This window comes from Brevundimonas sp. GW821-FHT12E07, from assembly GCF_058807035.1.
Window position 1 is genome coordinate 394,390 of the sequence record NZ_JBXAQH010000002.1, and the last position, 18,314, is coordinate 412,703.

Consider the following 18,314-nt stretch of genomic DNA (forward strand, 5'->3'; position numbering starts at 1 on the left):
CGACCGAATTAGACGCATCATTGAGCGACAAGACCGCCGTTCCTAGGAACGTCCGCGTTCTCAATGTTCTTGCTTTGTTCCGTTCTCATGTTATCGTCCCCTCATGTCGATCCCGGCGACGAAGCATTGCAGACGAAAGGACGCGGCGCCCGCACCAACGCCTCCGGCCGGTACGAACCGGTCGCCCATGAAGCCTTCGACGACGGCTGGACGCCGGAAGACGAGGCCCCTGCTCCCCTGCGGACCACGCTCACGCCCGAGCACGCCCGCACCATCATCGCCAAGAACACGTCCCCGGACGTCGGTTTCGACCGCTCCATCAACCCGTACAAAGGCTGCGAACATGGATGCATCTACTGTTATGCCCGCCCGTCCCATGCCTGGATGGGCCTATCCCCGGGCCTGGATTTCGAGAGCCGGATCTTCTTCAAGCCCGAGGGCGCGCGTCTCCTGGAACAGGAGCTCTCAGCCCGGAAATACGTCTGCAAACGTATCCACATAGGCGGGAACACCGACCCCTATCAGCCGGTCGAGCGAGAGCTGAAATCGACGCGGGGGATCCTTGAGGTCATGCAACGGTTCAACCAGCCTTTCTCGATCATCACCAAGTCGAACCTGATCACCCGCGACATCGACATCCTGGGACCGATGGGCCGCGAGGGACTGGCCACGGCCTTCGTCTCGATCACGACCCTGGACCGGGGGCTGGCGCGGGCCATGGAGCCGCGAGCCTCGACGCCGCAGCGGCGGCTGGATGCGGTCAAGGCCCTGGCGGACGCCGGCGTGCCCGTCGGCGTCGGCTTCGCCCCTGTCATCCCGGGCCTCAACGATCATGAGATGGAGGCGGTGCTGGAGGCGGCGGCGAAAGCCGGAGCCCAGACGGCCATGTACGTCACCCTGCGCCTGCCGCTGGAGATCAAGGACCTGTTCCGCGAGTGGCTGGCCGACGTCCGCCCCGATCGCGCCGCCCGGGTCATGTCCCTGATCCGCCAGACGCGCGGCGGCAAGGACTATGACGCCGACTGGGCCCAGCGGATGAAGGGCACCGGTCCGGTCGCCGAACTCATCGCCACCCGGTTCAAGGCGGCGATCAAACGCTATGGCCTCGATCAGGAACGCCACGTGCTGGACATCACCAAATTCCGCGTGCCGAGGGACGCCCGGCCGCAGATGGAGCTGTTCGACTTTTGAGACGGCCGCGAACACAGACAAGCGCAACCGTTTCGCGGGTCGCGGTTTCAAAGGTCATGGAACACGAAAAGCCCCCCGCCATCAAAAACCCGAGCCGGGCCCGCAAGGCCTTCGCAATCATCCTGGGTCTGATCGCCGTCCTCGCCGTGGCGGCCTATGTCCTGGCGCTGGGTCATCAGGAGACCAAGACGCCCGATCCCGTGCGGGGCGACGGGGTCGCGCCGCTGCAGGAGGCCGTGCCGGGAACCTCGAAACCGGGATCGCCGGGCTAAGCCCATCCTAGACCGCCTCCCCCTTGGCCTGCCTGCGGAACAGGTGCAGCAGGGGTTCGGTATAGCCGCTCGGCTGTTCGACGCCCTCGAAGACCAGAGCCCGCGCGGCCTGATACGCCAGACTGTCGGCCTCATGGCCGGACAGGGGCTGATACAGCGGATCGTCGGCGTTCTGGGCGTCGACCTTGACCGCCATACGCGCGAAGGCGGCGTCGATCTCTTCGTCGGTGCAGACGCCGTGCAGCCGCCAGTTGGCCATGTGCTGGGACGAGATGCGCAGGGTCGCCCGGTCCTCCATCAGGCCGATGTCGTGGATATCGGGCACCTTGGAACAGCCGACGCCCTGATCGATCCAGCGCACGACATAGCCGAGGATGCCCTGGGCGTTGTTGTCCAGCTCGGCGCGGACCTCCTCCGGCGACCAGTTATGGCCCGCGGCCAGCGGGATGGTCAGCAGACGCGACAGGGCCGCGATCGGCTCGGCCTTGCGCTCGGCCTGACGGGCGAAGACGTCGATGCGGTGATAGTGGGTGGCGTGCAGCACGGCCGCCGTCGGCGACGGCACCCAGGCGGTGTTGGCGCCCGAGCGGGGGTGGCCGATCTTCTGCTCCAGCATGTCGGCCATCCGGTCCGGCGCGGCCCACATGCCCTTGCCGATCTGGGCCTTGCCCGACAGGCCGCAGGCCAGACCGATCTGGACGTTGCGATCCTCATAGGCCGCGATCCAGTCCGAAGCCTTCATCTCGGCCTTGCGCACCATGGCCCCGGCCCGCATCGAGGTGTGCATCTCGTCGCCGGTGCGGTCGAGGAAGCCCGTGTTGATGAAGACGATCCGGTCCTTCACGGCGTGGACACAGGCCGCGAGGTTGGCCGAGGTGCGGCGCTCCTCGTCCATGACCCCGACCTTGATCGTGTGCCGCCCCAGCCCCAGCAGGTCCTCGACGGCGTCGAACAGCCGGTCGGTGAACCTCGCCTCCTCCGGCCCGTGCATCTTGGGTTTGACGATATAGATCGAGCCGGCGCGGCTGTTGCGGAACCGCCCCTCGCCCTTCAGGTCATGCAGCGCGATCAGGCTGGTGACGATGGCGTCGAGAATGCCCTCGGGGGCCTCGGCGCCGTTCGCTAGACGCACGGCGGGGGTTGTCATCAGATGCCCGACATTGCGCACGAACATCAGGCTGCGACCCGGCAGGACCAGCTCTGAACCATCCGGCCCGGTATAAGTCCGATCATTATTCAGTGTACGGATCATCGACCGTCCACCCTTGTCGAACCCGGCCTGAAGGTCGCCCTTCATCAGGCCCAGCCAGTTGGCGTAGGCCGCGACCTTGTCCTCCGCATCGACGGCGGCGACGGAGTCCTCGAGGTCGGCGATGGTGGTCAGGGCGGCTTCCAGAACCACGTCGGCGATGCCCGCCGGATCGGTCGCGCCGATCGGATGGGCGCGGTCGACGACGACCTCGATATGCAGGCCGTTGTGGCGGAACAGCAGGTTGTCGCCGGCGCGGCCGACGAACTGCGCCGGGTCGGCCAGAACCGGGTCGCCGCCCGCGAAGTCGGTCCAGCTCCCGCTCGCCAGAGGCACGGCCTCATCGAGGAAACCCTTCGCCCAGGCGATGACGAGAGCGCCGCGTTCGGGATCATAGCCTTTGCCCGCCGCCGCGCCCGGGATCGCGTCCGTGCCATAGAGGGCGTCGTAGAGGCTGCCCCAGCGGGCGTTGGCGGCGTTCAGCAGGAAGCGGGCGTTCAAGATCGGCACGACCAGCTGGGCGCCGGCCAGTGTCGCGACCTCGGCGTCGACCTTCGTCGGGGCGATGGCGAAGGGCGTGGGCTCCTCGACCAGATAGCCGATCTCGCGCAGGAAGGCCTCATAGGCGGCCGGATCGGGCTGGCCGGGTCGGTCCAGATGCCAGGCGTCGATCTTCGCCTGCAGGTCCTCGCGCCTCGCCAGCAGGGCCGCGTTCTCGGGCGCGAAGCCGGCGAAGATGTCGGCGACGCCGCTCCAGAAGGCGGCAGGGTCGAGACCGGTCCCGGGCAGGGCCTCGGCCTCGATGAAGGCGGTCAGGGCGGGGGCGACCTTGAGGCCGGCCTTGTCGATCAGCTGTTCCATGAGCGCAGGATAGACCGCCCTCAATAGGCGCGGTAGAGACATAAAACGAAAGACAGTCGTTCCCCAGAAGAACAGATATGCTGGACCCCGACTACGCCCTGTTCGCCCGTGTGGTCAGCGCCGGAAGCCTGTCGGCGGCGGCGCGCGGCCTCGGCATCTCCCCGGCCATGGCGTCCAAGCGGATGGCGCGGCTGGAGGCGCGGCTGGGCGCGCGGCTGATCCACCGGACCACGCGGCGCCTCGCCCTGACCGAACAGGGCGAGGGCTTCCACCGTGATGTGCTGGCCATCCTGACAGCGGTCGAGGCGGCCGAGGCGCGGCTGCGCGGGCCCGGCGATGGCCTGTCGGGCCCTCTGCGGCTTTCGGCTCCGACCTCGTTCGGACGGATGCATCTGGCCCCGCATCTGAAGCCGTTTCTGGACCGGCATCCGCGAATCCAGCTGACGCTCGACCTGTCCGACGGCTTCTCGGACCTGATCGCGGAGAAGATCGATCTGGCGATCCGGATTTCGTCGGGCGTGGCCCCTGGACTGGACGCGCGACGTCTGGCGACCAGTCGACGTATCCTGTGCGCCGCGCCCGCCTATCTGGAGGCCCACGGGGCGCCGACGAGCCTGAGCGACCTGTCCAGTCATCGGCTGCTGGCGGCCGAGGGCCAGCTGCCCTGGCGTCTGACGACCGGCAAGCGCCAGATCGAGGTCGCGGGCGTCAGCCATGTGCGCACCAACTCCTCGGAGGTCGTGCGCGAACTGGCCCTGTCGGGGCTGGGCGTCGCCCTGCGCTCGCTGTGGGACGTGTCGGAAGAGCTGGCCTCCGGACGGCTGATCCGCGTCCTGCCGGAGGTCGAGGGGGCCGCCGACGTCGGCATCCATGCGGTGCGGCCGCGCGGCGAGCCCTCGGCCGCCGTCGCCGCCCTGACCGACTTCATCGCAGAGCTGTACTCACCAGCGCCATGGGAGTGATCAGCGGGTGAGCCAGCCCGCGATATTGGCGACATAGGCCTCAGTCTGGCGCAGGCCTTCCGGGTCGCGGATCATGGCGTCGCCTGGCGGCTCGTCGACGAAGCTGGGGCAACCGGAACGCGGGTCCCAGTTGTAGTCGGCGAAGTGGTGGAAGGTGGACTGGGCGAGACCGCGCCCCTCCCCGCCGGGCTCGCCCTCGAAGGCGACCGCGATGTTGAAGGGCCTGTCGGTGGCCTTGCTGCGGCCGGTGGCGATGACGCGGGCGTCCGGCCGGTCGGCGGGCGCGGAGACCGCGCCCTCATGCGGGTGGGCCGGGAGCCTGTCGAGCACGCCGCCAACGGGGTCACGCAACAGCGGATGGGTCTCGCCCTCGATCCCGATCGTCTGCCAGTCGCCGTTGGCGCCGGAGTGGTAGTTGGGCCAGGAGATGTAGGTGGTCACGGCGTCATCGATGACCTGACGCGCCGTATCCGCTTCCATGTTGTGGGTGTGGAAATGATGCGCCTCGCCTACGCCGCCGAGGGTGCAGACCGAGCAGCCCAGATCCATGTGATCGCGGGTGACCAGAAGGCCGCCGCCGCGCGCGTGGAAGGCGTTGATCGCGGCGCATTCCTCGGGGTTCAGGCCGTCGCCGACATCGACGGCGAAGAGCCAGAGCTGGTCGAAATCGCTGTCGGCGAGACCGGCGAGGACCGGGTCGGTCTCACCCGCAGGCGTGGCGCGGTCGCGGGCCGTGACCGCGACGCCCGGCAGGCCCGAGAGAAAGGCGGTCAGGCGAGAGAATCGGCCGATATTCCAGTCGTCCTCGACCGGTCCGATCGTCGTCTGCAGCAGGATTCTGGTCATCGAGGCCGCCCTTCCCCATCTGGGTTATAGCTAACCCCTACACCGCTCCCGCGCCAGAACCGTCACCTTATGCCCATCCGTCGCCTTCCGCCCGAGACCGTCAACCGCATCGCCGCCGGCGAGGTGGTCGAGCGGCCGGCCAGCGCCATCAAGGAGCTGGTCGAGAACGCGCTGGACGCGGGCGCGCGGCGGGTCGAGGTGCAGGCGGACGGCGGCGGGCTGGCGCGCATCCTGATCGCCGATGACGGGCACGGGATGGCGGCGGACCAGCTGGCGCTGGCGGTCGAGCGTCATGCGACTTCGAAGCTGGAGCCCGACGACGCGGGCGACGTCGACCTGCTGAGGATCAACACCCTGGGCTTCCGCGGCGAGGCCTTGCCCTCGATCGGCTCGGTGGCCCGGCTGACCATCACCAGCCGCCCGAAGGAAGGCGGCGACGCCCATATGATCCACGTCGAGGGAGGGGATCAGAAGGCGGTGGCGCCCGCCGGCTTCTCCGGACCGCACGGCGCGCGGGTCGAGGTGCGCGACCTGTTCTACGCCACCCCGGCGCGGCTGAAGTTCATGAAGTCGGAACGGGCCGAGGCCATGGCCATCTCCGACGAGATCAAGCGTCAGGCCATGGCGCATGAGAGCGTCGCCTTCACCCTGGATCTCGACGGCAAGACGGTGCTGCGCCTTCCCGCCGAACATCCGGGCGACGAGGGCCGACTGAAGCGGCTGGCCGCCCTGCTTGGCCGGGACTTCGAGGCCAACGCCCTGCTGATCGATCAGGAGCGCGACGGCGTCCGGCTGAGCGGCTACGCGGCCCTGCCGACCTATTCGCGGGGCAATGCGGCGCATCAGTATCTGTTCGTCAACGGGCGGCCGGTGCGCGACCGGCTGCTGCAGGGGGCGCTGCGCGGGGCCTATGCCGACTTCCTGGCCAGAGACAGGCATCCGGCGGCGGTGCTCTTCCTCGAGGTCGATCCGCTGTACGTCGACGTCAACGTCCATCCGGCCAAGGCCGAGGTGCGGTTCCGCGACCCGGCGTTGGTGCGCGGCCTGATCGTGGGCGGGCTGAGGCATGCCTTGGCGGCGGCCGGGCACCGGGCCTCGACGACTGTGGCGGCGGATGCCCTGGCAGGCTTCACGGCCCATACGGGGGCGCCGAGCCCGGGCTATCCGGCATGGAGCCCGTCGACGCCCGCGGCGACCAGCTTCAGCGGCTGGCAGGGCTGGGAGGCGCCGCCCGCGCGGCCGACGACCGGCGTCCTGCCGGGATTGAACGAGCAGTCGGCGCGGGTCGAACAGGCCTCACCGGGCTTTGCCGCCTGGCCCAGCCAGGCCGGATCGGGCGCCGCGCCCGACTATGTCGACCATCCGCTGGGCGCCGCCCGGGCGCAGGTGCACGGCACCTATATCGTCGCCCAGACGCGGGACGGCATCGTGGTGGTGGACCAGCACGCGGCTCACGAGCGCCTCGTCTATGAGAAGATGAAGGTGCAGATGGCGGCGGGCTCGGTGACCCGGCAGGCTCTGCTGACGCCCGAGGTGGTCGAGCTGGATCCGTCCGAGGCCGACCGGGTCGTGGCCAAGGCCGAGGAGCTGGCCGAGTTGGGCCTGATCGTCGAGGCCTTCGGGGCGGGCGCGGTCCTGGTGCGCGAGACCCCGGCCCTGCTGGGCGACACGGACGTGCAGGGATTGATCCGCGACATCGCCGACGACCTGTCCGAACACGGGGCAGCCCTGGCCCTGACCGAGCGCCTCGGCGACGTCTGCGGCACCATGGCGTGCCACGGCTCGGTCCGCGCCGGTCGGGTCCTGTCGGCGCCCGAGATGAACGCCCTGCTCCGCCAGATGGAGGCCACACCCCACTCCGGCCAGTGCAACCACGGGCGCCCGACCTATGTCGAACTGAAGCTGGGCGACCTCGAGAAGCTGTTCGGGCGGCGATAGTGCGGCCGTCCGTCCTCTTCGTCTGCCTCGGCAACATCTGTCGCTCGCCGCTGGCCGAGGCGGCGATGAAGGCGGAGGCGGCGCGGCTGGGGCTCGATATCGAGATCGAGTCGGCGGGGACCGGCGGCTGGCACGTCGGCGATCCGCCGGATCCGCGGGCGCAGGCGACGGCGCGGCGGCACGGGATCGACATCTCCGGCTATCGCGGGCGGCAGGTGAAGGCGGAGGACTTCCACCACTTCAGCCACATCGTGGCGCTGGATGCGGACAATCTGGCCAATCTGAAACGACTGCGGCCGAAGGACGGGACGGCGACGCTGAGCCTGCTGCTGGATCACGCCGGGCGGCCGGGGCAGTCGGTGGCTGATCCCTATTACGGCGACGACGCCGGCTTCGAGGTCACCTGGCGCGAGGTTTCAGCGGGGGCGGCGGGACTGGCGAAAGAACTGGCGTCCTAACGCCGCCTCGGCCCCGACATGAACAGCCGGGGCTGCGACCGGCGCACCAGCCAGAGGTTGGCGGTCGCCAGCAGCAGGACAACGGCCGCGCCCGCCTGATGCAGCCCGCCCAGCCACAGGGGCACGGCGTTGATCAGGGTCACGACGCCCAGCAGGGCCTGAAGCCACAGGGCGCCCGCGACGAGCATGGCGGAGAAGCCCAACCCCTCGGCCAGACGCCAGCGCCAAGCCTGCACCGCATAGGCCGTACCGCCGATCAAAAGGGCATAGGCCCAGATGCGGTGATCGAACTGCACCAGCGCCTGATCGTGCAGGAAGGCGACGGCTCCCTTGCCCCATTCGACGGGCGGGAAGACGCCGCCGTTCATCAACGGCCAGTCGGTATAGACAAAGCCGGCCTTGGCCCCGGCGACGAGGCCGCCCAGCAGACACTGGATGAAGACGGCGACCAGAAGGGCCGTGGCGCCGCGGCTCCAGCCCTCGGGCGAGCGCGAATGCTCCTCCCCGGCCCAGGCCTCCAGCCCGGTCCAGATCAGGCCCATGAAGATCAGCAGGGCGAGACCCAGATGGATGGTCAGCCGCTCGGGCGCGACGTCGACGCGGACCGACAGACCGCTCGTCACCATCCACCAGCCGATCAGCCCCTGAAGGCCGCCCATGGCCAGCAGGACCAGGCAACGCCAGATCAGCCGGCGCGGAATGCGCTTGATCACCACGAAGACGATGAAGGGCAGGAAGAAGACCACCCCGACCAGCCGCCCGACCAGACGGTGCAACCACTCCCACCAGAAGATGCCCTGAAACTCCGACAGGCTCATGCCCGCATTGATCTGGGCGTACTGGGGGATGGCCTTGTACTTCTGGAAGGCGTCGGCCCAGGCGGCGTCGGACATGGGCGGAATGGCGCCCATGATCGGCTTCCACTCGGTGATCGACAAGCCGGAGCCGGTCAGGCGGGTGACGCCCCCGATCACCACCATGGCGAAGACCATGGCGGCGCAGAGAAACAGCCAGATGGCGACCGAACGGCTCTGGTCGCGGTACGCGAAACGGTTCATTCGACGCCCGATGTCCTGACGGCTATGCTAGGGGTCGGGAAGGACCCCGGACCGTGGCGGTATGCCCGCCCGGGGCGACAAGATCAAAGACGATTTCGCAGCCCGGAGCGGCGCGAATGCCGAACACGGTTGGAGGAACAAGGGCTTGCAATACGCCGACATCGTCATCGCCGCCCTGGGCGTTCTGGCCGTGGCCTGGATCGCTGACCTGCTGAGCGGCAAGCGCGGCTATTTCGCCGCCCTGCTGGTCGCCGGCGTCGGGGCGGTGTGCGGCTGGTTCCTGCCGATCCGGGTGTTCGCCAACACCACCATGGACAGCTGGCTGTGGGTGGTCTGGTCCCTGTGCGGCGCGGCCCTGAGCCTGGTCGCCTACTATCTGTTCCGGAACAAGCGCTGATGGGACCGCGCGCGCGCAGGGCCGTGGCGGCGCTGGGCGTCTGCGCCTTCCTCGTCTTCTACGTCTGGGCGGTGATCACGATCGGCGCCCATCTGCCGGACAATCAGATCGTGCGGCTGCTCTACTACGGCATCGCGGGCATCGCCTGGGGCTTCCCCCTTCTGCCCCTGCTGAGCTGGGCCGAGAAGAAGCCCAAGTAGCCAACACTTCGCTACGAGCGGAATTGCAAAGGGGCCGCCCGAAAGCGACCCCTTCAACCAACCGTCTTCGATGCGGAAGATGGTCGGAGCGACAGGATTCGAACCTGCGACCCCTTGACCCCCAGTCAAGTGCGCTACCAGGCTGCGCCACGCTCCGAGAGGCGGTCGTATAGCGGGGCGACCCGCCCGCCGCAAACGCAAAAACGCGCTTTTATGATCAACCGGCCAGAACGGCGTCCAGACGGGCCCGCGCGCTCTCGATCTCGACCAGAAGCTGGCGCAGGCGGACCGTTGAAACCGGCCCCGGGGCGGCGACGGAAGCGCTCGGGGTGGTTTCAGAGGCCGTTTCGGTCGCCGGGGCCGAATCGGCGTCCATGGCGAAGGCGGCCTCGGGATCGCCATAGGCGGCCAGCCGGGCGATGCCCTGGTCCTTGTAGAGGCGCTGCACGCCCTTGATGGTCAGGCCCTCGTCGTGGAGCAGCCGACGCACGGCTTTCAGCACCACCACGTCCTGGGGGCGGTAGAAGCGGCGTCCGCCGGCCCGTTTGACCGGGTCGATGAAGCTGAACTTGGTTTCCCAGAAGCGCAGCACATGCTGGGGCGCGCCGACGGCCTCCGCCGCTTCGGATATGGTACGAAAAGCGTTGGGGCTCTTCGCCAATGTGTCAGGCCTCGACGGCGGCGTCGTGGACCTTGGACTTCATGATCTGGGACGCGCGGAAGCTGATGACCCGGCGCGGGTTGATCGCGGCCGGCTCGCCCGTCTTGGGGTTGCGGCCCATGCGGGCGCGCTTTTCACGGACCTGGAAGACGCCGAAGCCGGACAGCTTCACCGTCTCGCCGCGCTCGAGCGACTCGACGATCAGATCCAGGGTGCGCTCGACCATCGACGAGCATTCCTGCCGCGACAGGCCCACCTCTTCGTGGACAGCCTCGCACAGATCCGCGCGGGTCAGGGTGCTCACTTCAGCCAAGGTCCGTCTCCAGAATATGCAGGCGCGTCATAAAAGGCGAAAACCCAGCAAAACGAAAGCCCCAAGTGGCAAGCTTGACCATAAATGGGACCTAGAAGCGGAAAGCGCAGGCGCCCCAGGTGAGGCCGCCGCCCATGGCTTCGAGCAGGACCATATCGCCCCGCTTGATGCGTCCGTCCTTGATCGCGGCGTCCATGGCGAGGGGAATGGAGGCCGCCGAGGTGTTGGCGTGCTGGGCCACGGTGGTGATCACCGTGTTTTCGTCCAGGCCCAGACGGTCCCCGACCCCCTTGATGATGCGTTGGTTGGCCTGGTGCGGCACGAACCAGTCGACGTCGGCGATCTCGATGTTCGCGGCCTTGCAGCAGGCGGTGATGGCCTCGGCGATGTTCACGACCGCGTGGCGGAAGACCTGGTTGCCGAGCATGCGCAGATGGCCGACCGAGCCGGTCGTCGAGGGGCCGCCGTCGACATAGAGGAGGTCGGTCTTGGAGCCGTCGGCGCGCAGGGCGAAGCCGAGAAGGCCCTGATCGGCCTTGGTCCCCTGCCCTTCGCGCGGCTCGACCACGAAGGCGCCGGCGCCGTCGCCGAACAGGACGCAGGTAGTGCGGTCCGACCAGTCCATCAGCCGGGTCATCTCCTCGGCGCCGATGACCAGGGCGCATTTGGCGTGACCGCGCGCCACGAAGCCGTCGGCGACGCTGAGCGCATAGACGAAGCCCGAGCAGACGGCCTGGACGTCGAAGGCGATGTTGACCGGACAGCCCAGCTTGCGCTGGACGATGGTCGCCGTCGCCGGGAAGGTCATGTCCGGGGTGGTGGTGGCGACGATGATCAGGTCGACGTCGGCGGGCGTCTTGCCGGCGTCGGCCAGGGCCTTGCGCGCGGCCTCGACGGCCAGATCGCTGGTCGGCTGGTCGTCGCGCGCCTTGTGGCGCTGCTTGATGCCGGTCCGTTCCTGGATCCACTCGTCGCTGGTCTCGACGAACTCGGCCAGATCGGCGTTGGTCACGATCTGCTCGGGCAGATAGGACCCCACGCCGGTGACGGCGCTGCGGATAACGCTCACTGCAGAATCTCTCCGGAGGGTGCGGCCGCCGCTTCGACCGCTTCAGCGGCGGAAGGCAGGGCGTGCATGATGTCGTCCAGCCGGCCCAGCTTGGAGCCGACGGTCGTCAGATAGTCGCTGCGGGCCAGGTCGACGCCGATGCGGATGGCGTTGCCGAAGCCTTGGGCCGTCGCCCCGCCGTGGCTCTTCACGACAATGCCGTTCAGACCCAGCAGGGGGCCGCCGTTGATGGCGTTGGGGTCGATCTTCTGACCCATGGCCTTGAGCGCGGGCATCGCCAGCAGGGCGCCCAGCTTGGACTGGACGCTGGAGGACAGGGCGCCCTTGAGCAGGGTCGAGATGAAGCGGGCCGTGCCCTCGGCGGTCTTGAGGGCGATATTACCGGTGAAACCGTCGGTGACGACCACATCGACCGTGCCCTTGGCGATGTCATCACCCTCGACGAAGCCGTGATAGTTCAGATCGAGGCCGCCGGCGCGCAGGATGGCGTGCGCCTCGCGCACCTCCTCATGGCCCTTCATGTCCTCGGAACCGACGTTCAGGACGCCGATGGTCGGTTTGGCGACACCGTGGACGGCGGCATGGAAGGCCTCGCCCATGATGGCGAATTCGATCAGCTGCTCGGCGTCGCTCTCGATATTGGCGCCGACGTCCAGAACGGCGGTGACGCCCTTCAGGGTCGGCCAGCTGGCCACGATGGCCGGACGCTCCAGGCCCGGCGCGGACATGCGCAGGATCAGTTTGGAGATGGCCATCAGGGCGCCGGTATTGCCGGCGGAAACGACGGCCCCGGCTTCGCCCGACTTCACCGATTCGACCGCGTTCCACAGACTGGAGCCCTTGCCCCGGCGCATGGCGGTGGCGGGCTTCTCGTCCATGGCCACGACCTTGTCGGTGTGGCGGATCTCGCAGACCTCGGCGGTCAACTTGCACCTGGCCATCTCGGCCGCGATGGCGGTCTGGTCGCCGTGCAGCAGGAAGCGGACGTTCTCGCCGCCGTGGCGGCGGATGTATTGCCGAATGCCGGGGACGACGACGGAGGGTCCGTGGTCGCCGCCCATGGCGTCGAGCGAAATCAGGACGGGGGTGGGCAAAAGGCTATGCTCTCCGGGGCGTCGTCTGACGCGACGCTCATCTGGGCTGTTCACGATAGACCTGCAACAGGTCGATGCAAAGGCAGGTGACCTTAGGGCAGGATTTCTACGCCTCGTCCTTGGGCTTGAACTGTTTCAGGACGGCGAAGGGAGAGATTTCCTTCGGTTCCTCGGGCTGGACGAACTCGACGCCGGGCTTCCTCGGGAAGGGATCGAGGTTCAGGGCCAGCTGTTCGACGGCGTACTGGCCCAGATCGATTCGGCCGTCCTCGATGGCGTCGGGGATGTCGGTGTCGACGCCGATCTCGAACTCCTCGTCCTCCGGGATTTCCGGGGCCTGTTCGACCAGATCGACGACGAATCGCTCGTCGATCTCGACCGGGAGGGGTTCGAGGGTGATGCCGCAGGTCTGGACCGCGCTGGCCTTGACCCGGCCGGTCAGACGCCAGCCGCCGGCCCCGTGATCCGGGTTCGGACCCAGGTTCAGATCGGCGGTGAAGGCGTCGAGCGAAGCGAGATCCAGCGAGCGGGCGATGCGGGCGCGGATCGCCGCATCGGGCTCCAGCGTGCGCTGCAGGCCCACGCCGATCTCGTTGAGGCGGACGGTTTCGCTGAAAGGAAGGACGACGGTCATGCGGTAATCTCAGGCCAGGACGGCTGTTTCAGGACGGCGGCGAAGGGCTGGGCGGCCAGTCCTTCACGCGCAGCAAGGGCATAGCGGGCGAGCGCCGCGCCGCGTTCCGCGTCCTCGCTCTCGAAGACATTGCGCGCCAGTCCGGCCGACAGGGTTGCGGCGTCGCCGGTGCGCAGGGGCGTCTCATAGGCGGTCATGCGGCCGTACAGGGCCTCGCCCAGGGTGCGCATCTTCTTCGCCATCGACACGTCGCCGACGCCCAGCTCGCGCAGGACGTTGTCGAGGGCCGAGACATAGGCGTCGAACAGCGCCTGGGCGGCGTCCACCCCTTCGCCTGCCCCATCCGCATCCTCGTCGCGCAGACGCAGGATCAGCAGAAGGGCGTGCAGGGTGTAGAGCTCGAACCGGGCGTCGATCCGGTCGGCGACGCCCAGGGCGGTATAGAAGGCCGGCTGGCGCGCCTGGGCCGCGACCGCCGCATAGAGGGCGTCGCCGACGTTCGGAGCGGAATGTTTCCGGAAGAGTGACTTCAGCATGTTTCACGGCCCCTTTTCCGCCGCGCCGTTGAACTAGAGCCCGTGTCCGGTTAGGTCAAAGACCTTGTTCTGTCGCAGGCGCCCGCAAATGCTTCGTATCGCCCCTCTCGTCGCCATCGCCGCCCTGGCGCTTTCGGCCGCCGCCTGCGCCCCCGTGGTGGGCCTGCACGGCTTCCAGGTGGTGGACGTCAAGCCGTCCGACATCGTCGCCGGCACCGACACCAAGGAAACCGTCCTGGCGCGCCTGGGCACGCCCTCGACCACCTCGACCTTCGAACCGGACCAGGTCTGGTATTACATCAGCCAGACCAGCGAGCGTTACACCTACAACCGCCCGCAGATCTCGCAGCGCAGCGTCACCGAAATCACCTTCAACAAGGACGACGCAAAGGTCGCCTCGGTCCGCACCCTGGGCCTGGACGATGGCCAGAAGATCGCCATGGAGCGTCGCGAGACCCCGACGCGCGGCCGTTCGCTGACCGTCATGGAACAGCTGCTCGGCAACGTCGCCCGCGGCCAGCTGCCCCGCACCGACGAAGATGTCCCCGGCCAACGCCGCCCGGACTAGGCGCCGTCCTGATCAGAATACAAAAACGCCCCGGAGATCGCTCTCCGGGGCGTTTTCTTTTGTCATCCCGGAAGCGGCGAAGCCGCTATCCGGGACGCGATCAGACGATCTTGCCGCTCGCCAGCACCGCCAGAAGCAGCAGGGCGACGATGTTGGTGATCTTGATCATCGGGTTCACCGCCGGGCCGGAGGTGTCCTTGTAGGGATCGCCGACCGTGTCGCCGGTGACCGCGGCCTTGTGGGCTTCGGAGCCCTTGCCGTGGACGACGCCGTTCTTGTCGGTGAAGCCCTCCTCGATCACCTTCTTGGCGTTATCCCAGGCGCCGCCGCCCGAGGTCATCGAGATGGCCACGAACAGGCCGGTCACGATGACGCCCATGAGCATGGCGCCGAGGGCCGCGAAGGCGTTGGCCTTGTCCGCCAGGAACAGGATGGCGACGAACAGGACGATCGGCGACAGCACCGGCAGAAGCGACGGTACGATCATCTCGCGGATCGCCGCCTTGGTCAGGATGTCGACGGCCCGTCCGTATTCCGGCTTCACCTGATAGGTCATGATGCCGGGGTTCTCGCGGAACTGGCGACGCACCTCGGCGACGACCGATTCGGCCGCGCGACCGACCGCCATCATCGACATCCCCCCGAACAGGAAGGGCAGCAGCCCCCCGAACAGCAGGCCGACGACGACATAGGGGTTGGTCAGGTCGAAGGCGACGGCGCCCATCCCCGCGAAGAAGGGATAGTCCGCCGGATTGGCCGAGAAGTACTTGAGGTCAGACGTATAGGCCGCGAACAGCACGAGCGCGCCGAGGCCCGCCGAACCGATGGCGTAGCCCTTGGTCACGGCCTTGGTGGTGTTGCCGACCGCGTCGAGCGCGTCGGTCGAATGGCGCACTTCCGAGGGAAGGCCCGCCATCTCGGCGATGCCGCCGGCGTTGTCGGTCACGGGTCCGAAGGCGTCCAGCGCCACGATCATCCCCGCCACGCCCAGCATGGTCGTGGTGGCGATGGCGATGCCGAACAGTCCGGCCAGCTGATAGCTGGCCACGATGCCGACGATGATGGTCAGGGCCGGAAGCGCGGTGGCCTCCAGCGAGACGGCCAGGCCCTGGATGACGTTGGTGCCGTGGCCCGAGACCGAGGCGTTGGCCACCGAGCGGACCGGACGGAAGCCCGAACCGGTGTAGTATTCGGTGATGACCACAATGGCCGCGGTGACCGCCAGACCGACGATGCCGGACCAGAACAGGCTCATCGGGGCGATGACCAGGCCGTCGCCGGTGGTGACCGGGCCGGTGACCAGGGTGGTGATCACCCACCAGACCGCGCCGACCGACAGGACGCCAGTGACGATCAGGCCCTGATACAGGGCGCCCATGATGTTCTGCTTCTTGCCCAGGCGGACGAAGAAGCTGCCGATGATCGAGGTCACGATACAGATGCCGCAGATGGCCAGCGGCAGCAGCATCATCGTGCCGACGTATTCCGTCCCCCGGAAGAAGATGGCCGCCAGGACCATGGTGGCGACCGTGGTCACCGCATAGGTCTCGAACAGGTCGGCGGCCATGCCGGCGCAGTCGCCGACGTTGTCGCCCACATTGTCCGCGATGGTGGCGGCGTTGCGGGGATCATCCTCGGGAATGCCGGCCTCGACCTTGCCCACCATGTCGCCGCCCACGTCGGCGCCCTTGGTGAAGATGCCGCCGCCCAGACGCGCGAAGATGGAGATCAGCGAGGCGCCGAAGCCCAGGGCGACAAGACCATCGACAACCTCGCGGCTCGTCGGCTCAAGTCCCATGTGCAGGACCAGGACCGCGAAATAGCCCGAGACGCCCAGCAGGGCCCCGCCGGCGACGAACATCCCGGTGATGGCGCCCGAGCGGAAGGCGAGGTCCAGACCCTTGGCCAGGCTCTCCGACGCGGCCTGGGCCGTACGAACGTTGGCGCGCACCGAGATCAGCATCCCGGCATAGCCGGCGGCGCCCGAAAGGACCGCCCCGATCAGGAATCCGACCGCCGCATAGGGGCCGATCAGCAGGTAGGCGGCGATCAGGATGACGACCCCGACGATACCGATGGTGGTGTATTGCCGCCGGAGATAGGCCGAGGCCCCTTCCTGAATGGCGGCGGCGATCTCTCGCATCTTGTCGTTGCCGGTGCCGGCCTTCATCAGCACGGCCGTCTGGGCGAGGCCGTACAGCACCCCCAGGACGCCGGCCCCAAAGACCAGCGCAAGTATATGATTCATTGGCGTTTCCATGCCCTTGCAAAAGGCGCCCGGCTCCTTGGCGCGGCGGGCCTTTTGGCCTCTATCCGCCTTCCGGCTCCCCCGTGCGCAACGACCGCAGAACTGCGATCACTCGGGATTTGCCGAATGAGCGTGCCGCATGCGCCGAGATGACGCAACCGTGATCTTCGAAGGGTCTTTCGGGGCGGGAAACGCCTAGAGCGTCGAGGCGGCGTCCGGGGCGGAAACGTCGGAGCCGTCGGGCGTGAGGTAGGGGTCCGGAACGGTCTCGGTCACGGGCCCGCTGACGCGACGGCGCGGGACCTGATTGGTCACCTCGGCCTTGAGGATGGCATGGGGAACGACGACGCCGGCGATGGCCATCAGGGCGGCGTTGATCTTGTTGTCGCTGAGCTTGTTCCAGTCGTCCGGCAGGGTGAAGGGCGCGCCGTGGCCGGTCCGCACCAGGGCGTCGCGGAAGAAGGCTTCCTTGTTCTGGATGTCCTCCACCTTGGGCTCGGGGGCCAGGTGCAGCTTCAGATTGACGAAGACGTAGTTGCGGATGCGGCCGTCGACGATGACGGGCAGGCCCACCGCGCGGATGCTGACCGTCTTGTCGGCCGGAGGCGCGCCCTCCTCGGGCTTCTTCGCGCCGCTGGCGAGGGCGGGCGTGGCGGCGATGACCGGCGCCGAAAGGGCGACGGCGGTTCCGGCGGCGATGAGATCTCTGCGGCGCATGAGGGTAACCCTAACCGGCGGGGGTTAGGATTCGGTTTCAGCCACCGCTGTCAGCAGTGGGTCCAGCCGGCGCGGGCCACCTCGACCGGCCGGCCCTCGAAACGGATGCGCACTCCGGTCCCGGCGACGACCTGACCGATGCGGGTCAGGCGGATGTGGCGGTGTTCAGCCTCGCGGCGCAGGGCGGCCTCGTCGGAAGCGGCGGCGGTGAAGGCGATCTCATAGTCGTCGCCGCCGGTCGCCAGCTGTTCGAAGGCCGCCTGACGGTCGACGCGGGTCTCCAGCCAGGCCTGACCGGCGAGCGAAACGGGGGTGCGCTCCAGATCGATCTCGATCCCGACGCAGGAGGCCTCGGCGATATGGCCGATGTCGGCGATCAGGCCGTCGGACACGTCCAGAGAAGCCGTGGCCATGTCCCGCACGACCTCGGCGAAGGCGGTCTGGGGCATGGGACGGCGATAGTGGTCGGTCAGGGCCTCGATCCGCTCGGGCGCCAGGGTCAGCGCCCCTTGCGCGGCCTTGAGGCCGAGGAAGCCGTCGCCGATCTGGCCGGTGACGAAGACGGTGTCGCCGGGGCGCGCGCCGTTGCGCGCCACCACCCTGCCCGCCTTCGCCCACCCCATCAGGGTGACGGAAAAGGAGGCCGGACCGGGCGTTACGACCGTATCGCCGCCCAGCAGGTGAATGCCGAATTCCTTCTGGTCGCGCGCCAGCCCCTCGGCGAAGGCTTCCCGCTCGGGCCAGCCACAGCGCTGCGACCAGTGGCAGGCCAGCAGATAGCCGAACGGCTCCACCCCCTTGGCGGCCAGATCGGACAGGTTCACGCGCAGCAGCTTCTGGGCCACCGTGTCGAGCGGATCTGTGGGCAGGAAGTGCACGCCCTCGATCATCGCGTCCTTGGTCAGGACCAGGTCGAAGCCCGGGCGGGTCGGCACGACGGCGACGTCATCGACCAGCCCCCTGCCCCACTCGGGATGGGCCAAGGGGGCCAGCAGTTTCGCGATGGTCTCGAACTCGCCGGACACGTCGACGGCGGCCATGG

The 18,314-nt window shown here is 68.2% G+C and carries 20 protein-coding genes and 1 tRNA gene; 8 read left to right on the forward strand and 13 right to left on the reverse strand.

The window, feature by feature from the left end:
- Positions 1 to 87: 87 nt before the first annotated feature.
- Both AC1ROD_RS10025 and AC1ROD_RS10030 read left to right on the forward strand, forming a co-directional pair.
- On the forward strand, positions 88 to 1,191 hold the full coding sequence (locus AC1ROD_RS10025) for a PA0069 family radical SAM protein (protein ID WP_492948103.1): 1,104 nt from the start codon (positions 88 to 90) through the stop codon (positions 1,189 to 1,191).
- A gap of 56 nt (positions 1,192 to 1,247) precedes the next feature.
- A complete protein-coding gene (locus tag AC1ROD_RS10030) occupies positions 1,248 to 1,463 on the forward strand; it encodes a hypothetical protein (protein ID WP_492948104.1) in 216 nt (71 codons plus the stop codon).
- Positions 1,464 to 1,470: 7 nt separating this feature from the next.
- Here AC1ROD_RS10030 and AC1ROD_RS10035 read toward each other — a convergent pair whose 3' ends face one another.
- Positions 1,471 to 3,573: a malate synthase G gene (locus tag AC1ROD_RS10035; protein ID WP_492948105.1), complete on the reverse strand. Its 2,103-nt coding sequence runs from the start codon at positions 3,571 to 3,573 to the stop codon at positions 1,471 to 1,473.
- Between the two features lie 77 nt (positions 3,574 to 3,650).
- Between AC1ROD_RS10035 and AC1ROD_RS10040 the strand changes: the two genes are divergently transcribed.
- Positions 3,651 to 4,535, forward strand: coding sequence for a LysR family transcriptional regulator (locus tag AC1ROD_RS10040; RefSeq protein ID WP_492948106.1), 885 nt, complete (start codon positions 3,651 to 3,653; stop codon positions 4,533 to 4,535).
- Here AC1ROD_RS10040 and AC1ROD_RS10045 read toward each other — a convergent pair whose 3' ends face one another.
- A complete protein-coding gene (locus tag AC1ROD_RS10045; protein WP_492948107.1) occupies positions 4,536 to 5,381 on the reverse strand; it encodes a hypothetical protein in 846 nt (281 codons plus the stop codon). It lies immediately after the preceding gene.
- Between the two features lie 69 nt (positions 5,382 to 5,450).
- On the opposite strand from AC1ROD_RS10045, the gene mutL reads away from it, so the two are divergent.
- On the forward strand, positions 5,451 to 7,319 hold the full coding sequence (gene mutL / locus AC1ROD_RS10050; protein ID WP_492948108.1) for a DNA mismatch repair endonuclease MutL: 1,869 nt from the start codon (positions 5,451 to 5,453) through the stop codon (positions 7,317 to 7,319).
- Complete coding sequence (locus AC1ROD_RS10055; protein ID WP_492948442.1) at positions 7,316 to 7,777, forward strand: low molecular weight protein-tyrosine-phosphatase; 462 nt, start codon at positions 7,316 to 7,318, stop codon at positions 7,775 to 7,777. Before mutL ends, AC1ROD_RS10055 begins: the two co-directional genes overlap by 4 nt.
- Here AC1ROD_RS10055 and AC1ROD_RS10060 read toward each other — a convergent pair.
- A complete protein-coding gene (locus AC1ROD_RS10060; RefSeq protein ID WP_492948109.1) occupies positions 7,774 to 8,835 on the reverse strand; it encodes a COX15/CtaA family protein in 1,062 nt (353 codons plus the stop codon). The two genes, AC1ROD_RS10055 and AC1ROD_RS10060, sit on opposite strands and share 4 nt — an antisense overlap.
- Positions 8,836 to 8,980: 145 nt before the next feature.
- Here AC1ROD_RS10060 and AC1ROD_RS10065 point away from each other — a divergent pair, with 145 nt between their 5' ends.
- Complete coding sequence (locus tag AC1ROD_RS10065; protein ID WP_492948110.1) at positions 8,981 to 9,232, forward strand: transglycosylase; 252 nt, start codon at positions 8,981 to 8,983, stop codon at positions 9,230 to 9,232.
- The gene (locus tag AC1ROD_RS10070) at positions 9,232 to 9,432 is read left to right on the forward strand and encodes a DUF2842 domain-containing protein (RefSeq protein ID WP_492948111.1); all 201 of its coding nucleotides are present in this window, start codon (positions 9,232 to 9,234) and stop codon (positions 9,430 to 9,432) included. The genes AC1ROD_RS10065 and AC1ROD_RS10070 overlap by 1 nt, the downstream gene beginning before the upstream one ends.
- Before the next feature lie 80 nt (positions 9,433 to 9,512).
- On the opposite strand, the gene AC1ROD_RS10075 is transcribed toward AC1ROD_RS10070, so the two are convergent.
- The 7 genes from AC1ROD_RS10075 to AC1ROD_RS10105 all read right to left on the reverse strand — a co-directional run bounded on the left by AC1ROD_RS10075 (position 9,513) and on the right by AC1ROD_RS10105 (position 13,739).
- A tRNA-Pro gene (locus AC1ROD_RS10075) sits at positions 9,513 to 9,589 on the reverse strand.
- Between the two features lie 60 nt (positions 9,590 to 9,649).
- Entirely contained in the window at positions 9,650 to 10,093 is a 444-nt protein-coding gene (locus AC1ROD_RS10080) for a MerR family transcriptional regulator (protein WP_492948112.1), read from the reverse strand.
- A 4-nt stretch (positions 10,094 to 10,097) separates the two neighbouring features.
- Positions 10,098 to 10,397: an integration host factor subunit alpha gene (locus AC1ROD_RS10085; protein WP_492948443.1), complete on the reverse strand. Its 300-nt coding sequence runs from the start codon at positions 10,395 to 10,397 to the stop codon at positions 10,098 to 10,100.
- Positions 10,398 to 10,497: 100 nt separating this feature from the next.
- Complete coding sequence (locus AC1ROD_RS10090) at positions 10,498 to 11,475, reverse strand: beta-ketoacyl-ACP synthase III (RefSeq protein WP_492948113.1); 978 nt, start codon at positions 11,473 to 11,475, stop codon at positions 10,498 to 10,500.
- Positions 11,472 to 12,569 carry a phosphate acyltransferase PlsX gene (plsX, locus tag AC1ROD_RS10095; protein ID WP_492948114.1) on the reverse strand — a complete coding sequence of 366 codons (1,098 nt, stop codon included), beginning with the start codon at positions 12,567 to 12,569 and terminating at the stop codon, positions 11,472 to 11,474. Before plsX ends, AC1ROD_RS10090 begins: the two co-directional genes overlap by 4 nt.
- A gap of 106 nt (positions 12,570 to 12,675) precedes the next feature.
- Positions 12,676 to 13,203 (reverse strand): YceD family protein, encoded by a 528-nt coding sequence (locus AC1ROD_RS10100; RefSeq protein ID WP_492948115.1) that lies wholly within the window; start codon positions 13,201 to 13,203, stop codon positions 12,676 to 12,678.
- Complete coding sequence (locus AC1ROD_RS10105; protein WP_492948116.1) at positions 13,200 to 13,739, reverse strand: ubiquinol-cytochrome C chaperone family protein; 540 nt, start codon at positions 13,737 to 13,739, stop codon at positions 13,200 to 13,202. Before AC1ROD_RS10105 ends, AC1ROD_RS10100 begins: the two co-directional genes overlap by 4 nt.
- A gap of 88 nt (positions 13,740 to 13,827) precedes the next feature.
- Here AC1ROD_RS10105 and bamE point away from each other — a divergent pair, with 88 nt between their 5' ends.
- Entirely contained in the window at positions 13,828 to 14,307 is a 480-nt protein-coding gene (gene bamE, locus AC1ROD_RS10110) for an outer membrane protein assembly factor BamE domain-containing protein (protein WP_492948117.1), read from the forward strand.
- A gap of 100 nt (positions 14,308 to 14,407) precedes the next feature.
- Here bamE and AC1ROD_RS10115 read toward each other — a convergent pair whose 3' ends face one another.
- The 3 genes from AC1ROD_RS10115 to thiL form a co-directional block, all read right to left on the reverse strand.
- Entirely contained in the window at positions 14,408 to 16,555 is a 2,148-nt protein-coding gene (locus tag AC1ROD_RS10115) for a sodium-translocating pyrophosphatase (RefSeq protein WP_492948118.1), read from the reverse strand.
- Positions 16,556 to 16,750: 195 nt separating this feature from the next.
- Positions 16,751 to 17,272, reverse strand: coding sequence for a hypothetical protein (locus AC1ROD_RS10120; RefSeq protein WP_492948119.1), 522 nt, complete (start codon positions 17,270 to 17,272; stop codon positions 16,751 to 16,753).
- A gap of 50 nt (positions 17,273 to 17,322) precedes the next feature.
- Positions 17,323 to 18,312, reverse strand: a complete 990-nt coding sequence (gene thiL / locus AC1ROD_RS10125; protein ID WP_492948120.1) for a thiamine-phosphate kinase — start codon at positions 18,310 to 18,312, stop codon at positions 17,323 to 17,325.
- Positions 18,313 to 18,314 lie beyond the last annotated feature (2 nt).

What these genes read in the sequence shown, in the direction of transcription:
- AC1ROD_RS10105 (WP_492948116.1), bottom strand. Translation starts at nt 13,739, where the DNA reads ATGCTGAAGTCACTCTTCCGGAAACATTCCGCTCCGAACGTCGGCGAC.
- AC1ROD_RS10035 (WP_492948105.1), bottom strand. Translation starts at nt 3,573, where the DNA reads ATGGAACAGCTGATCGACAAGGCCGGCCTCAAGGTCGCCCCCGCCCTG.
- AC1ROD_RS10025 (WP_492948103.1), top strand. Translation starts at nt 88, where the DNA reads ATGTTATCGTCCCCTCATGTCGATCCCGGCGACGAAGCATTGCAGACG.
- AC1ROD_RS10060 (WP_492948109.1), bottom strand. Translation starts at nt 8,835, where the DNA reads ATGAACCGTTTCGCGTACCGCGACCAGAGCCGTTCGGTCGCCATCTGG.
- bamE (WP_492948117.1), top strand. Translation starts at nt 13,828, where the DNA reads ATGCTTCGTATCGCCCCTCTCGTCGCCATCGCCGCCCTGGCGCTTTCG.
- thiL (WP_492948120.1), bottom strand. Translation starts at nt 18,312, where the DNA reads ATGGCCGCCGTCGACGTGTCCGGCGAGTTCGAGACCATCGCGAAACTG.
- AC1ROD_RS10045 (WP_492948107.1), bottom strand. Translation starts at nt 5,381, where the DNA reads ATGACCAGAATCCTGCTGCAGACGACGATCGGACCGGTCGAGGACGAC.
- AC1ROD_RS10030 (WP_492948104.1), top strand. Translation starts at nt 1,248, where the DNA reads ATGGAACACGAAAAGCCCCCCGCCATCAAAAACCCGAGCCGGGCCCGC.
- AC1ROD_RS10120 (WP_492948119.1), bottom strand. Translation starts at nt 17,272, where the DNA reads ATGCGCCGCAGAGATCTCATCGCCGCCGGAACCGCCGTCGCCCTTTCG.
- AC1ROD_RS10100 (WP_492948115.1), bottom strand. Translation starts at nt 13,203, where the DNA reads ATGACCGTCGTCCTTCCTTTCAGCGAAACCGTCCGCCTCAACGAGATC.
- AC1ROD_RS10070 (WP_492948111.1), top strand. Translation starts at nt 9,232, where the DNA reads ATGGGACCGCGCGCGCGCAGGGCCGTGGCGGCGCTGGGCGTCTGCGCC.
- AC1ROD_RS10115 (WP_492948118.1), bottom strand. Translation starts at nt 16,555, where the DNA reads ATGAATCATATACTTGCGCTGGTCTTTGGGGCCGGCGTCCTGGGGGTG.
- mutL (WP_492948108.1), top strand. Translation starts at nt 5,451, where the DNA reads ATGCCCATCCGTCGCCTTCCGCCCGAGACCGTCAACCGCATCGCCGCC.
- AC1ROD_RS10040 (WP_492948106.1), top strand. Translation starts at nt 3,651, where the DNA reads ATGCTGGACCCCGACTACGCCCTGTTCGCCCGTGTGGTCAGCGCCGGA.